This window comes from Ruegeria sp. AB6 (assembly GCF_056542685.1).
In genome coordinates this window covers 382,325-396,451 of sequence record NZ_JBQGAD010000003.1, presented here as the reverse complement: position 1 = coordinate 396,451, position 14,127 = coordinate 382,325, and the positions used below count along the sequence as shown (strand labels likewise).

The 14,127-nt window shown below is 61.1% G+C and carries 13 protein-coding genes; 6 read left to right on the top strand and 7 right to left on the bottom strand.

Annotated elements, in window-relative coordinates:
- Nucleotides 1–77: 77 nt before the first annotated feature.
- Nucleotides 78–863, bottom strand: coding sequence for a 23S rRNA (adenine(2030)-N(6))-methyltransferase RlmJ (gene rlmJ / locus ACR0DB_RS09985; protein ID WP_480550516.1), 786 nt, complete (start codon nucleotides 861–863; stop codon nucleotides 78–80).
- Between the two features lie 155 nt (nucleotides 864–1,018).
- Here rlmJ and ACR0DB_RS09980 point away from each other — a divergent pair, with 155 nt between their 5' ends.
- Genes ACR0DB_RS09980 through ACR0DB_RS09955 form a run of 6 tightly spaced genes read left to right on the top strand, consistent with a single transcriptional unit; the run spans nucleotide 1,019 to nucleotide 7,583 of the window.
- A complete protein-coding gene (locus tag ACR0DB_RS09980; RefSeq protein ID WP_039523195.1) occupies nucleotides 1,019–2,065 on the top strand; it encodes a rod shape-determining protein in 1,047 nt (348 codons plus the stop codon).
- Between the two features lie 56 nt (nucleotides 2,066–2,121).
- Nucleotides 2,122–3,024 (top strand): rod shape-determining protein MreC, encoded by a 903-nt coding sequence (gene mreC, locus ACR0DB_RS09975; RefSeq protein WP_170784818.1) that lies wholly within the window; start codon nucleotides 2,122–2,124, stop codon nucleotides 3,022–3,024.
- Nucleotides 3,017–3,553, top strand: a complete 537-nt coding sequence (locus ACR0DB_RS09970) for a rod shape-determining protein MreD (RefSeq protein WP_480550514.1) — start codon at nucleotides 3,017–3,019, stop codon at nucleotides 3,551–3,553. Before mreC ends, ACR0DB_RS09970 begins: the two co-directional genes overlap by 8 nt.
- Nucleotides 3,550–5,499, top strand: coding sequence for a penicillin-binding protein 2 (mrdA, locus tag ACR0DB_RS09965; protein WP_480504541.1), 1,950 nt, complete (start codon nucleotides 3,550–3,552; stop codon nucleotides 5,497–5,499). The genes ACR0DB_RS09970 and mrdA overlap by 4 nt, the downstream gene beginning before the upstream one ends.
- Nucleotides 5,496–6,635, top strand: coding sequence for a rod shape-determining protein RodA (rodA, locus tag ACR0DB_RS09960; protein ID WP_480550512.1), 1,140 nt, complete (start codon nucleotides 5,496–5,498; stop codon nucleotides 6,633–6,635). Before mrdA ends, rodA begins: the two co-directional genes overlap by 4 nt.
- 15 nt (nucleotides 6,636–6,650) lie before the next feature.
- Nucleotides 6,651–7,583, top strand: coding sequence for a 2-hydroxyacid dehydrogenase (locus ACR0DB_RS09955; RefSeq protein WP_480550510.1), 933 nt, complete (start codon nucleotides 6,651–6,653; stop codon nucleotides 7,581–7,583).
- On the opposite strand, the gene ACR0DB_RS09950 is transcribed toward ACR0DB_RS09955, so the two are convergent.
- The 6 genes from ACR0DB_RS09950 to ACR0DB_RS09925 all read right to left on the bottom strand — a co-directional run bounded on the left by ACR0DB_RS09950 (nucleotide 7,572) and on the right by ACR0DB_RS09925 (nucleotide 14,102).
- A complete protein-coding gene (locus tag ACR0DB_RS09950; RefSeq protein WP_480550508.1) occupies nucleotides 7,572–9,584 on the bottom strand; it encodes a M3 family metallopeptidase in 2,013 nt (670 codons plus the stop codon). The two genes, ACR0DB_RS09955 and ACR0DB_RS09950, sit on opposite strands and share 12 nt — an antisense overlap.
- 58 nt (nucleotides 9,585–9,642) lie before the next feature.
- A complete protein-coding gene (locus ACR0DB_RS09945) occupies nucleotides 9,643–10,680 on the bottom strand; it encodes a HesA/MoeB/ThiF family protein (protein ID WP_170772454.1) in 1,038 nt (345 codons plus the stop codon).
- The gene (gene dut, locus ACR0DB_RS09940; protein WP_480550506.1) at nucleotides 10,680–11,135 is read right to left on the bottom strand and encodes a dUTP diphosphatase; all 456 of its coding nucleotides are present in this window, start codon (nucleotides 11,133–11,135) and stop codon (nucleotides 10,680–10,682) included. The genes ACR0DB_RS09945 and dut overlap by 1 nt, the downstream gene beginning before the upstream one ends.
- Before the next feature lie 16 nt (nucleotides 11,136–11,151).
- Nucleotides 11,152–12,348, bottom strand: a complete 1,197-nt coding sequence (gene coaBC / locus ACR0DB_RS09935) for a bifunctional phosphopantothenoylcysteine decarboxylase/phosphopantothenate--cysteine ligase CoaBC (RefSeq protein WP_480550504.1) — start codon at nucleotides 12,346–12,348, stop codon at nucleotides 11,152–11,154.
- A gap of 63 nt (nucleotides 12,349–12,411) precedes the next feature.
- Entirely contained in the window at nucleotides 12,412–13,227 is an 816-nt protein-coding gene (locus tag ACR0DB_RS09930) for a ChaN family lipoprotein (RefSeq protein ID WP_170772460.1), read from the bottom strand.
- On the bottom strand, nucleotides 13,224–14,102 hold the full coding sequence (locus ACR0DB_RS09925) for an RNA polymerase factor sigma-32 (protein ID WP_170772462.1): 879 nt from the start codon (nucleotides 14,100–14,102) through the stop codon (nucleotides 13,224–13,226). The genes ACR0DB_RS09930 and ACR0DB_RS09925 overlap by 4 nt, the downstream gene beginning before the upstream one ends.
- Nucleotides 14,103–14,127 lie beyond the last annotated feature (25 nt).

The window sequence follows — 14,127 nt, the reverse complement described above, 5'->3', positions numbered from 1 at the left end:
GCGCGCCGCAGGCGCGCTGCCGGGCCCAACTCGATTGACGGCATCTTTGATGCTGGCAATCGGGGCGGGAGAACCCTCTAAACCCGGTCGAATATTGCGGACAGACGAGTAAACTCGTCCTCGATTCCAAATGGGGCATTTACCACGAACATCCCCGACCCGATCATACGGTGCCCCTCGCGCGCGGCTGGAAAGCGCACCTCGTGGCATGCTGCTTTGGGCAGGGTTTGCGCCCGCAGCGCCGCAATCATCGGCTTGTGTCGCCCATCGGTCAAGATCGGATACCACAACGCGATGACCCCAACATTCCACTTCCGGTGCACCTTGGAAATGAACCCCGGCAGGCGATCATATTCCGATTTCACCTCATAGCTTGGGTCGATCAGCATCAAACCCCGCCGAGGGGTAGGCGGCAGCAATGAATGCGCCAGCGCATAGCCGTCCTGCTTGTAGACCTTCGCTCCGAACCGCGAAACGGCCAGTGAGAGCGCCTCATATTCCTGCGGATGCAGTTCAGCCAGATGCAAACTGTCGTGATCACGCAGCAAATTGCCCGCAATCAGGGGCGATCCCGCATATGCCTGCGCCCCGTGCGTTGCCTGAACGCTTGTCAACGCCTTCGACAAAGGATGATCGGCACCAAACCACCCGTCACGCCGCGCGCGCTCAATTCCTGCCGCGGCCTCACCGGTGCGGACCGCTTCAGCAGCGTCCAGCTTGTACAAGCCCCGCCCCGAATGGGTCTCGACATAGGTCAGGGGTTTGTCCTTACGCGCCAGATAATCCAGCATCCACGCCAGCAAAGCGTGCTTTTGCACGTCAGCCAGATTTCCAGCATGGTAAATATGTTGATATGAGAGCATGTTGCCTTCTAAAGTCCCTATCAATAAGGCGGAAAGGTGCTGATTGACGCGGAATCAGCCCTTTTACCGGGCGAGATGGCACCCTATAAGACATCCGTCCCGGAACCGTCGAGTCGCGGGCAGTGGTAATTTTGACGAACGGGATCATTAAAAACATGGGAATCTTTGGCAATCTGGGCGGCTTGTTCACAGCGGACATGGCCATCGACCTTGGGACAGCGAACACGCTGGTTTATGTCAAAGGGCGCGGTGTGATCCTGTCGGAGCCTTCGGTTGTCGCCTATCACGTCAAGGACGGTGTCAAAAAGGTGCTGGCCGTCGGTGAAGACGCCAAGCTGATGCTGGGCCGAACCCCCGGCTCGATCGAGGCGATCCGTCCGATGCGTGAAGGCGTGATTGCTGATTTCGACACTGCCGAAGAGATGATCAAGCACTTTATCCGCAAGGTGCATAAACGGTCGACCTTTTCGAAGCCTAAAATCATCGTCTGCGTGCCACACGGTGCGACACCTGTTGAAAAGCGCGCCATCCGTCAGTCGGTTCTGTCGGCAGGCGCGCGCCGCGCGGGCCTGATTGCCGAACCGATTGCAGCCGCCATTGGTGCAGGCATGCCGATCACCGACCCAACCGGCAACATGGTTGTCGATATCGGCGGCGGCACCACTGAGGTTGCGGTTCTGTCGCTGGGCGACATCGTCTATGCGCGCTCGGTCCGCGTGGGCGGAGACCGTATGGATGAGGCGATCATCTCGTATCTGCGCCGCCAGCAGAACCTTCTCGTGGGCGAATCTACTGCAGAACGTATCAAAACCACCATCGGCACCGCCCGGATGCCAGACGACGGTCGTGGCCAGTCGATGCATATCCGGGGCCGTGACCTGCTGAACGGCGTGCCCAAGGAAATCGAGATCAGCCAGGCTCAGGTGGCCGAGGCGCTTTCGGAACCTGTTCAACAGATTTGCGAGGCGGTGATGACCGCGCTGGAAACCACACCGCCCGATCTGGCTGCGGACATTGTGGACCGTGGCGTTATGCTGACCGGGGGCGGAGCTTTGTTGGGCGATCTGGACCTTGCGCTGCGCGAACAGACTGGTCTGGCTGTGTCGATTGCCGATGAAAGCCTGAATTGTGTGGCTTTGGGCACCGGCAAAGCGCTGGAATATGAAAAACAACTGCGCCACGCGATTGACTACGAAAGCTAAGGCGCGCACCCTTTCGGGGTAAAAACTCGGGCAAGAGCAGCACGGGAAGGTAACCTGTGGCAAACGACCGATCACAGCGCGATGAATACACGGCCCCTCTGCGCCGCCTGCTGTTGGGGATCGTGGTGCTTTGCCTGCTGGGAATCTTTCTGGTCTGGCGCATTGACAGCCCTCGGGTCGAGCGGTTTCGGGCGCAGGTGGTGGACCGCGTGGTGCCGTCGATGGAATGGGCGATGGTGCCAGTCACCGCAGTTGTAAACCTTGTCCGCGATTTCCAAAGCTATCAGCGGCTGAGCGCACAAAACCAAGAGCTGCGCAGCGAATTGCGCCTGATGCGGGCCTGGAAAGAGGCAGCGCTGCAGCTTGAACAGGAAAACGCGCGCCTGCTGGACCTTAACAATGTGCGGCTTGACCCGCGCTTGACCTATATTACCGGGGTTGTGATGGCCGATAGCGGCTCGCCCTTCAGGCAATCGGTGTTGCTGAATGTGGGCGAACGGGACGGCATCATGGATGGCTGGGCCACGATGGACGGGATCGGCGTCGTCGGGCGAATTTCCGGCGTCGGCCCCGATACTGCGCGAGTCATTCTACTGACTGATGCGTCCAGCGCCATTCCAGCAACGATCCAGCCTTCGGGTCAAACCGCGCTGATCACCGGCGACAATACGCCTTCGCCCGCTGTGGAATTCCTGGAAAACCGCGAGCTTGTGCGACCGGGTGATCGGGTCGTGACATCGGGCGATGGCGGCGTGTTTCCTGGCGGCCTGCTGATCGGACAGATCGCCGCCGACCCCGGTGGGCGCCTACGTGTCCGCCTGTCTGCCGATTTCGAACGACTGGAATTTTTGCGCGTGCTGCGCTTCCATTCGGCTCCACGTATCGAAGATTCCGGCGATGTCGTCGGCCCCAGACGCCCCGAAGCCGCCCTGACCCCATCGGAGGTCGGCGATGGATAGTCAGACTTCGCAGCTTTGGGCCAAACGCGGCTTGTATCTGTTTCTGGCCCTTCTGATCCTGTTTTTTCATCTGCTGCCACTGAACGCGCGGCCAGATCGCTGGCCCTTTCCTGATCTGATCATTGCGCTGACATTTGCCTGGGTGTTGCGGCGTCCCGAGTTTGTGCCCATCCCTCTGATCGCGGTGGTGATGTTGTTGGCCGATCTGCTGCTGCAACGTCCTCCGGGTCTGCTGGCCGCGCTGGTTGTGATGGGCGCGTCCTATCTGCGCAACGCAGCACCCGGCTTACGTGACGCCGGGTTCATGGGCGAATGGACCAGCGCCGCCGTCGTCATCACGACTGTTTTTGCCCTCAACCGCGTCATTCTTGCTATTCTGTCCGTGCAACAGGCAGCATTGGGTCCGGTCGTGATACAAGTGGTTCTGACGATTGCGGTTTATCCGCTGATTGTTCTGCTCAGCCAGAGCGGATTCGGCGTGCGGCGGGTTTCGACCTCGGAGTCCGGCGCAGTAGGAGCCCGCCCATGAAGCCACGCAAGCAGAAATCGCAGGGATTGGCCTATAAAAGACTGCCCCGCCGCGCCTTTGTTCTTGGCGGGTTGCAGGCCGTGTTTATTGGCGGTCTTGCCGCACGGATGCGGTATATGCAGGTGGATCAAGCGGATGAATACCGCCTGCTGGCCGAAGAAAACCGCATCAATATCCGCCTGATCCCACCGACACGCGGTCGGATTTACGACCGCAACGGGCAGATCATCGGACAGAACTCGCCCTCTTACCGGATCGTGATGGTGCGCGAGGATGCGGGCGACGTAGACGCCGTTATCGCCAGACTGTCTGACCTAATCCCGCTGACCGATGATGAGATCGAGCGCGCCAAGACCGAGATGCGCCGCTCGGCCCCGTTCCTGCCGGTCACGCTGGCCGATCAGGTCACTTGGGAAGATATCTCGAAAGTCGCCGTCAACGCCCCCGCCCTGCCCGGTGTCACGCCCGAGGTCGGCATGACACGGCAATATCCCAGATACGAGGACTTCGCCCATGTCGTTGGCTATGTCGGCCCGGTCAGCGACTATGACCTCAGCCAGATTGAAGACCCCGAACCCGTGCTGCGCATACCTCGGTTCCAGATCGGCAAGGTCGGGCTAGAGGCCAAACAGGAAATCAGCCTGCGGGGTAAGGCCGGGGCCAAACGAGTCGAGGTCAACGCCACTGGCCGTGTCATGCGCGAGCTTGACCGGCAGGAAGGTACCGCCGGGGCTGATCTGCAACTGTCTGTCGATGCAGATTTGCAGCAATACGCGCAGGCACGTCTGGCGGGCGAAAGCGCCGCTGCGGTCGTGATCGACTGCGAAACCGGCGATATCCGGGCGATAAGTTCAGCCCCCAGTTTTGATCCCAACCTGTTCGTGCGCGGCATCTCGGTCGCAGATTACCGGACCCTGACGCAGGACAATTACCGCCCGCTGGCCAACAAGACCGTGCAGGGCACCTATCCACCGGGATCAACTTTCAAGATGATCACCGCCATGGCCGCGTTGGAAGCCGGAGTGATCGGGCCATCGAACACCGTCTATTGCCCTGGCCACCTGAAGGTTGGCAGCCGCCGGTTCCATTGCTGGAAACGCGGCGGGCATGGCACAGTCGATCTGGAAACCTCGCTCAAACGCAGTTGCGATGTCTATTACTATGACGTGGCCCTGCGCACGGGGATCGACAAAATCTCGGACATGGCACGGACTTTTGGGCTGGGCATCAAGCATGACATCCCTATGTCCGCCGTGGCCGCAGGGCTGGCGCCCAATCAGGACTGGAAGCGGCGCGTGCATGGCCAGGAATGGCTGGTGGGCGACACTGCCAATGCCTCGATCGGTCAAGGGTTCATGCTGGCCTCGCCGCTGCAACTGGCCGTAATGACCGCACGGATTGCGACTGGGCGATCTGTCTCGCCGCGTCTTGTTCGGTCGATGAACGGGGTCGAGCAGCCCTCGGGCGCAGGTGAGCCGCTAAACGTCAACCCGCGTAATCTGGAACAGGTTCGGCAGGCGATGTGGACGGTGTCGAACGACCGGCGCGGTACGGCTTATCGCAGCCGCATCATAGCCGACGATTTTCGCATGGCGGGCAAAACCGGTACAAGCCAAGTACGCAACATCACCAAGGCCGAGCGCGCCGCAGGTGTGATCCGCAACGAGGACCTGCCGTGGGAACGCCGAGACCATGCTCTGTTCGTCAGCTTCGCGCCCTATGACAAGCCGAAATACGCGATTGCCGTGGTGGTGGAACATGGCGGAGGTGGGTCGAAAGCCGCAGCCCCTGTGGCGCGGGACATCATGTTACAGGCGCTCTATAATGGAACGCCGCCATTGGACGCCTATCCGGTTGCCGACCGCGACCGGATCAAGGAACTGCAAAAGAAGCTTGAAGGCGATCGCCGTCCCAAAGCGCGCCCGTCCGAAAAGGACCGCGCATGAGCTATCTTGAGTATACGGTCAAATCCACGCCCTCGGGGTTCCGCAAGTTCTTGTATATGAACTGGCCCCTGACTCTGCTGCTGATCAGCGTGGCCAGCGCCGGGTTCCTGATGCTGTTCTCGGTTGCAGGAGGGTCATGGACCCCTTGGGCCGAACCGCAGATGGAGCGGTTCGGGTTGGGCCTCGCGGTGATGTTCATCATCGCGCTTGTTCCCATCTGGTTCTGGCGCAACATGTCGGTTGTGGCCTACCTGGGCTCAATTGGCCTACTGATCGTGGTCGAACTGTTCGGGACGATTGGCATGGGCGCACAGCGCTGGATCGACCTTGGCTTCATGCGCCTACAACCGTCCGAGGTGATGAAGGTTGCCCTTGTGATGGTGCTGGCCGCCTATTACGACTGGCTGCCCTCGCACAAAACCTCGCGCCCGCTGTGGGTGATCCTTCCGGTGATCCTGATCCTGATCCCCGTGTTCTTCGTGCTCAAACAACCCGACCTTGGCACCTCGATCCTGTTGCTGGCTGCAGGGGGCGGGATGATGTTTCTGGCAGGGGTCCACTGGGCCTATTTCGCCGCTGTCATCGCCGCCGTGGTCGGGCTGATCGCAACCGTTTTCAACAGCCGCGGAACCGAGTGGCAGTTACTCAAGGACTACCAGTTCCGCCGGATTGATACCTTTCTGGACCCCTCCACCGACCCGCTGGGCGCGGGCTATCACATTACTCAGTCCAAAATCGCGCTGGGATCGGGTGGCTGGAACGGGCGCGGCTTCATGCAAGGCACACAATCGCGGCTGAACTTCCTGCCGGAAAAACATACCGATTTCATCTTCACCACATTGGCCGAGGAGTTCGGCTTTGTCGGTGGCATTACCCTGTTGATCCTTTATGGCCTGATCATCGTGTTCTGTCTGGTGACGGCGCTGTCGACCAAGGACCGGTTTTCGTCGCTGGTGACGCTGGGCATCGCGCTGAACTTCTTCCTGTTCTTCGCGGTGAACATGTCGATGGTGATGGGACTGGCCCCAGTCGTGGGTGTGCCCCTGCCTATGGTCAGCTATGGCGGCTCGGCCATGCTTGTCCTGATGGCGGCCTTCGGTATTGTGCAAAGCGCGCATATCCATCGTCCTCGCTGATTTGAAAGGCCCCCGATGCCCGTGAACGTCCTGTTTTCCGCGCGACCTGAATTGTGGCCCGTGTATGAACCCCTCTTGTCAGACGGCTTGACCAATGCGGGGGTGGATGCGGCGATCGGAACGCAGATGGACCCGGATCAGGTCGATTACGTGGTCTATGCGCCAAACGGTGGGCTATTGGACTTCACGCCGTATTCGCGGCTGAAGGCCGTGCTCAGCCTGTGGGCCGGGGTCGAAAGCATCGCAGATAACGCGACCCTAACCGTTCCCCTCGCTAGAATGGTGGATTTCGGCCTGACGCAAGGCATGACCGAATGGGTGGTCGGCCACGTGCTGCGATACCATCTTGGAATGGACCGCCATATCACTGTTCAGGACGGCACATGGATACCCGAGGCCCCACCGCTGGCCCCTGAACGCACCGTCTGCATACTGGGCCTTGGCATGTTGGGCGAGGCATCCGCGCGGGCACTTGCTGTATTGGGTTTCAACGTCACGGGCTGGAGTCGGTCGCCCAAGGACATCCCCGGTGTCACCTGCCTCCACGGCGGAGACGGGCTACGCGCGGCGCTGACCACAGCTGAAATCGTCGTTCTGCTGCTGCCCGACACACCGGCGACCGAGAACCTGTTGAACGCGGAAACACTCGCCCTGCTGCCTAAGGGCGCATGTCTGATCAATCCGGGCCGAGGCCCTCTCATCGACGACAGCGCTCTGCTGGATGCGCTGAACGCCGGACAAATCGGCCACGCCACGCTGGACGTGTTCCGGGTTGAACCCTTGCCAATCGACCACCCTTATTGGGCGCATCCGAACGTGACGGTCACGCCGCATATCGCCTCGGAAACGCGGCCAGTGACAGCCGCGCAGGTGATCGTTGAAAACATTCGACGCGGTGAGGCGGGTGAACCCTACCTGCACCTCGTCGACCGCGCTTTAGGCTACTAGCCCGCGCCCTTTCAGCAAAGCCTCAACCCCCGGCAACCGGCCCCGGAAGGCCAGATACAGGTCTTCGGCCTCGCGCGAGCCTCCGGTGGACAGAATGTTTTCCTCCAGCGCCTTGGCGCGGGCGGGGTCAAATGCGCCTCCAGCCTCTTCAAAGGCGGCGAAGGCGTCGGCGTCCATGACCTCGGACCACATATAGCTGTAATAGCCCGAGCTATAGCCGTCGCCGGCAAACACATGCGCGAAATGCGGGGTGGCGTGACGCATTCCGATGACCGGGGGCATTCCCAGACCCTCCAGCACCTTTGCCTGTTTCGCCATCGGATCGGCGGGGGCCGCGCCATCGTGGAATTCCAGATCGACCAGCGCCGAGGCGACATATTCGACCGTCTGAAACCCCTGATCGAAATTGGCGGCCTTTAGCACCTTGTCCAGCATGTCTTGCGGCATCGGCGCGCCGGTTTCGGCATGGGTGGCGAACTCGGCCAGAACTTCGGGCACTTCCAACCAGTGTTCGTAAAGCTGGCTGGGCAGTTCTACGAAATCGCGCGCGACAGACGTACCCGATATGCTTTCATAAGTCACATCCGACAGCATCTGATGCAGCGCATGGCCGAATTCATGAAATAGCGTCCGGGCGTCATCATAAGACAGCAGCGCCGGATCGCCCTTTGCAAAATTGCAGACATTGATCACGACCGGAGCCTGCACCTTGGGAAACTTGGCCTGCGACCGCATCGCGCTGCACCACGCGCCGGATCGCTTGGAGCCCCGCGCGAAGTAATCACCGATGAACACCGCGATATGCTGGCCGTTGCGCGTGACCTCCCACGCGCGGCAATCGGGGTGGTAGAGGGGCACGTCCAGCGGCGCGAACTCCAACCCGAACAAGCGGTTGGCACAGGCAAAGGCGGCCTCGATCATCCGGTCCAGCTGCAGGTAGGGTTTCAGCGCGGCCTCATCCAGATCATGCTCGGCCTTGCGGCGTTTCTCGGCATAATAGCGCCAATCCCACGCGGCCAGAGGGCCGTTGACCCCATCCGCCTGCATCATCTGCGTCAGAATCTCGGCATCCGCATCCGCGCGGGTCTTGGCGGGCTCCCAAACCTGCATCAACAGATCGCGCACCTTGTCCGGCGTGCGGGCCATCTCGGTTTCCAGCTTGTAGGTGGCGAAATTGGCATAGCCGAGCAGCTTGGCGCGTTCTTCGCGAAGGCTGAGGATTTCGGCGGCATTTTCGCGGTTATCCGTCTTGCCCCCATTCGCGCCACGCGCAGTCCAGGCCTTATAGGCCACCTCGCGCAGATCGCGGCGGGGCGAGAATTGGAGGAATGGGACGATGATCGAGCGGGACAGGGTGACAACGGGACCATCTACACCCTTTTCCTGCCCGGCGGCGCGGGCGGCATCCACGACGAAATCTGGTAGACCTTCCAGATCATCCTCGGACAGGTCCATGAACCACGCGCGCTCGTCCGCCAGCACGTTCTGGGTAAAGGATGTACCCAGCGAGGCCAGCCGCGCCTTGATTTCCTGCATCCGCGCGTCTGCATCCCCGGTCAGGGCCGCGCCCGCGCGCACGAAGCCCCGATGGGTCAGCATCAGAACCCGCGCCTGTTCTTCGGTCAGGTTCAGATCATCCTTTCGGTCCCACAGGTCGGCCACCCGCTGAAACAGCGCTTTGTTCGAGGAAATGCCAGAGAAATGCGCCGCCAGCTTGGGCGAAAAGTCCCGCTGCAACTCTTCTCGCGCCGGGTTGCTGTCAGCCCCGGCCACAGTGAAGAAGACGGACAGGACCTTGTCCAATTGCTCACCCGCAGCCTCAAGCGCCTCAACCGTATTGGCAAAGCTGGGCGCGTCGGGGTTGTCCGCGATGGCGTCGATCTGCGCGTTATGCGCCTGCAAGGCCGCATCCAGCGCGGGCGCGAAATCGGTGTCGGCAATCGTGTCGAAGGGCGCGATTTCAAACGGTGTGGTCCAGTCGGACAGGATCGGGTTGGTCATGAAACTCTCCTTTGAGCACAACCTAGGAACACAAGGGGGCATGATCCAGTGCGCGCGCTCACTTACCGCAAATCGGACAATCGGCGCGGCGCGACAGGGTGATCTTGCGGCTTTCCCCATAAAGCGCGTCATAGATCAGCATCTCACCGCGCAGAGCCTGCCCAGCCCCGGTGATCACCTTTATCGCCTCCACCGCCATCATCGAGCCCACAACGCCGGGCAGAGGGCCAATCACGCCAGCCTCGGCGCAGGAAGGCGCCAGCCCTGGGGCCGGAGCCTCTGGGAATATACACTGATAGCAAGGGGCATCATGGGCGGGATCAAAGACGCTCAGCTGCCCTTCCCATTGCGACAGAGCACCCGAGATCAGCGGCTTGCCCAGCGCAACCGCCGTGCGGTTGGCCAGATAGCGAGTGTCGAAATTGTCAGTGCCATCGAGGATCAGATCGAAATCGGCAAACAAATCCTGCGCGATCTCATCAGTCAGACGGCGGTGGTAAGGCAGCACGATCACATTAGGGTTTTGCGCCTGCATGGCCTGCTGCGCCGAGAAAACCTTGGGCATCCCGATATCCGCGTCGCGGTGTATGACCTGACGTTGCAGATTGGCATTTTCGACCTCGTCATCGTCGATAACACCGATGGTCCCAACCCCGGCGGCAGCCAGATATTGCAGCGCTGGCGCGCCCAGCCCCCCGGCACCGATAACCAGCACACGGGCCTGTTTCATCTTTTTCTGACCCGGCCCACCCAGTTCCCGCAACACGATATGGCGGGCATAACGTTCCAGCTCGGTTTCAGAGAATTGGTCGGATGGCATGGCGGACTCCTTCGTGGCGGGCGTCGCGCGGTTGCGTAACGCTTTCAGCACCCTTCCATAAACCAGAACCAGAACCGCGAAACCAGCCAGGATCAGCCACATCGCCGCAGAGCCGCCAGTCGCCTGACGCAAGGGGTGCCCGTCCGGTAGAACCAGCTGCGCCGTGATCACGCCCAACAGCAACACCCCGACGGATGTCATCCGCGCGGTGCGCGACACGCCAGCCAGATAGCCAACGCCCCACAGCCCGGCAGCCAGAATGAAAACCAACAGCATCAGCCGCGCCCGGTCGAGCCGAACCCACCCGCGCCGCGTTCGGTGTCGCTGAGCGTATCGGTAGACTCAAATGTGGCCTGAACGACCGGAGCCACGACAAGCTGCGCAATGCGTTCGCCGTGGGTGATCTCGAACACCTCCTGCCCGGCATTCAGCACGATCACACCCAGCGGGCCGCGATAATCGCTGTCGATCGTACCCGGCGTGTTGGGTAGCGTGATCCCATGTTTCAACGCCAGCCCGGACCTTGGACGCACCTGCACCTCATAGCCATTCGGGATTTCGATCCGCAGGCCGGTGGGAACCAAGGCGCGCTGTCCGGGGTTCAGCGTTATCGACGCTCCATCCGGTAGGTTGGCTCGAACATCCGCGCCCGCCGCACCAGTGGTTTCGTAGGACGGCAACGGTACTGAGGGGTCAGAGCCGTCTTCGCGGATCACGCGAATTGCAACCATCTTGTTTCCTTTTCTCTCACGCGGTCAGCGCGTCGGCGATCTTGCGCGCCAACCGCTCGGCCACAGCGTCCTTGCTCATACGTGGCCATTCTTCGGCCCCTGCGTCCGAAATCAACGTGACCGCATTCTCGGACCCGCCCATGATGCCGGTGGCGGGACTGACATCATTGGCCACAATCCAGTCGCACCCCTTACGCGCGCGCTTCGCGGTGGCGTGTTCGATCACACTATCGGTCTCGGCGGCGAAGCCCACGACCAGCGCGGGGCGACCCGTTTCCAGATGCGAGACGCGTTTCAGAATGTCGGGGTTTTCCGCAAATTCCAGCGCGGGCAGGCCGTCGCGGGTTTTCTTCAGCTTCCGGTCCGAGGCGCTGGCCACCCGCCAATCCGCCACAGCCGCCGCAAACACGCCTGCATCCACGGGCAAGGCGGCGTCCACCGCATCCGACATCTGTTGCGCGGTGTCGACCGCAACCACCTGTACGCCTTGGGGCGGAGCCACATCCGCCGGGCCGGTGACAAACACCACCTCGGCCCCCAGCGCGGCGAGCGCCCTCGCCACCGCCGTTCCTTGCGCGCCCGAGGACCGGTTGGCGATATAGCGCACCGGATCGATGGGTTCATGGGTGGGGCCCGAAGTGACCAGAATACGCTTGCCCTGCAAGGGGCCGCCGCCCAGATGCGCCTCGACCGCAGCAACGATTTCAAGCGGCTCGGACATACGACCGGGGCCGTATTCGCCACAGGCCATGTCGCCCTCGTTCGGGCCAACAAAGCGGACACCATCCGCCTGCAGTTGCGTCAGATTGCGCTGCGTCGCGGGGTGATCCCACATCCGCACATTCATCGCAGGGGCACACAGAACTGGCGTGTCGGTCGCCATCAGCAGGGTCGAGGCCATGTCGTTGGCCAGCCCGCTGGACATTTTGCCCATCAGATCGGCAGTGGCCGGGGCAACCACTACAAGATCGGCAGAGCGGGAGAGTTGGATATGGCCCATCTCGGCCTCATCGGTCAGATCGAAAAGATCGCGATAGACCTTCTCTCCGGCCAAGGCAGACACAGACAAAGGGGTCACGAATTCCTCAGCCGCGCGGGTCAGAACCGGGGTTACGGCCGCGCCGCGTTCGCGCAGGCGGCGGATGAGATCCAGCGATTTATAGGCTGCGATGCCTCCGCCGATGATCAGCAGAATTCGTTTCGATGCCAGCATGTTCAGCCCTTCCCGTCCCGGTCGGCCCTGACATTAGGCAAGCAGGCCAGACAGTTCCAGCGGTTAATTCTGCGTCTGGAATGCCAGACAGGGGTCTTCGCGTTCGACCGAAGGGCTGTCGATCACCGCGTCAAACTCGCCTGAGATCGCGCCATCCTCGGACTGCCCCAACACAAAGACTTTCAGGCCGGGGCGCAGCCGGGACGTGAATGTCGGAATCCCGCGATCCTTGCGGGCATGCCCATTACCAGTGATCACAGCAATCGGCCCGCCTGTTTCGTCATCGGCACGCAAGATCGAACGCGTCAGAACCGCGTCGCGCAAACGTTGGATGGCCACCATCTGAGGCAGCGCCTCTTGCGGGAGCGCATCGCAATGCGCCGCCAGTTGATCTGCCTCGCGTTCAGCCTGATCCGCAGCCGAAAGAGGCACGGTCAGCCCATAGCGCGCCGCATCCGCGCCCAGCGCCGTGGCAGCACCCCGTTCCATTGCAGCGCGCGCCGCCGCACGGGGAACCATCGCCCCATAGACCGGCGCATCGGTAGCCTGAAAGACCGGGTAATACATGCTGAGGGACGGCCACCCCATCTCGGCCCATTTCAGGATACGGTCCAATTCCTCGGGGTTGGTCGCAGCTTTCTGAGCCAGCCGTTGCGCGCCCTCTTCGGTGACCATTTCCCAGACCACGGCCGAGGGGTTGATGATCTCCAACGCCTCTTTTTGGACGATGTGATGCTGTGGGTTGTCGTGGATTTCACCCAAAATCACTACATCCGCCGCGCGCATTGCGTCGGCAACATCATCAGGAATCAGTCCATCGGCCCGGCCTACACCGGCTGTAACTACAAGCGCACACAGCAGAATCGCAAACTGTCTCATGCGATGAAGTGTTGCACCTCGCGCGATTGCGCTTCAAGGTTCTTGCGCATTTTGACGAAAGCGGCGGCTTCTAGCTGACGCACACGCTCTTTCGACAGACCCAATTCCTGACCCAGACTTTCCAATGTCCGCGCCGGTTCCCGCAATTTGCGTTCGCGCACGATGAACTGCTCACGATCGTTCAGGGATCGCATGGCAGTTACCAGCCATTCACGCAACTGCGCGGTGTCATGGCTGTTCTCGACGGTTTCGGCGGCCTGCTCGCGCTCATCCTCCAGCGCGTCAATCCACTCGCGCCCATCCTCATCTGCGGATTGCACTGCATTCAGCGAGAAATCCGACCCTGAAAGGCGCCCCTCCATCATCTCGACATCACGCAGAGGGACACCGATTTCAGTGGCGATCATCTGATGAAGCTGGTGCCTGTCCAATTCCATCCCTTCCGTCGCAGCTTCACGCTCTAGCCGAGCCTGCACGCGGCGCATGTTGAAAAACAGCGATTTCTGAGAGGACGTCGACCCAGTACGCACCATCGACCAGTTGCGCATCACATAGTCCTGAATGCTGGCTTTGATCCACCAGACCGCATAGGTCGAGAACCGCACACCCCGGTCCGGGTCGAATTTGTCGGCGGCTTTCATCAGGCCCAAACCGGCCTCTTGAATCAAGTCATTCATCGGCGCGCCATAGCGTTTGAACTTGGCCGCCATAGAGATCGCCAGCCGCATATATGCGGTGATCAACCGATGCAGCGCCTTTTCATCGCGGTGGTCACGCCATGCATAGGCCAATTTCAATTCGGTCTCCGCGTCCAGCAATTCGGCCTTCATTGCCTGCCGTGACATCGAAAAATCGTTTGCGTTATCCAGTGCCATGGAAACCTCCCCTTTTCGCAGGCGC

Bases quoted from the DNA above. Each gene is read 5' to 3' on its own strand.
- rlmJ (WP_480550516.1), bottom strand. From the start codon at position 863: ATGCTCTCATATCAACATATTTACCATGCTGGAAATCTGGCTGACGTG.
- ACR0DB_RS09980 (WP_039523195.1), top strand. From the start codon at position 1,019: ATGGGAATCTTTGGCAATCTGGGCGGCTTGTTCACAGCGGACATGGCC.
- ACR0DB_RS09970 (WP_480550514.1), top strand. From the start codon at position 3,017: ATGGATAGTCAGACTTCGCAGCTTTGGGCCAAACGCGGCTTGTATCTG.
- mrdA (WP_480504541.1), top strand. From the start codon at position 3,550: ATGAAGCCACGCAAGCAGAAATCGCAGGGATTGGCCTATAAAAGACTG.
- rodA (WP_480550512.1), top strand. From the start codon at position 5,496: ATGAGCTATCTTGAGTATACGGTCAAATCCACGCCCTCGGGGTTCCGC.
- ACR0DB_RS09955 (WP_480550510.1), top strand. From the start codon at position 6,651: ATGCCCGTGAACGTCCTGTTTTCCGCGCGACCTGAATTGTGGCCCGTG.
- ACR0DB_RS09950 (WP_480550508.1), bottom strand. From the start codon at position 9,584: ATGACCAACCCGATCCTGTCCGACTGGACCACACCGTTTGAAATCGCG.
- ACR0DB_RS09945 (WP_170772454.1), bottom strand. From the start codon at position 10,680: ATGCTGTTGGTTTTCATTCTGGCTGCCGGGCTGTGGGGCGTTGGCTAT.
- dut (WP_480550506.1), bottom strand. From the start codon at position 11,135: ATGGTTGCAATTCGCGTGATCCGCGAAGACGGCTCTGACCCCTCAGTA.
- coaBC (WP_480550504.1), bottom strand. From the start codon at position 12,348: ATGCTGGCATCGAAACGAATTCTGCTGATCATCGGCGGAGGCATCGCA.
- ACR0DB_RS09930 (WP_170772460.1), bottom strand. From the start codon at position 13,227: ATGAGACAGTTTGCGATTCTGCTGTGTGCGCTTGTAGTTACAGCCGGT.
- ACR0DB_RS09925 (WP_170772462.1), bottom strand. From the start codon at position 14,102: ATGGCACTGGATAACGCAAACGATTTTTCGATGTCACGGCAGGCAATG.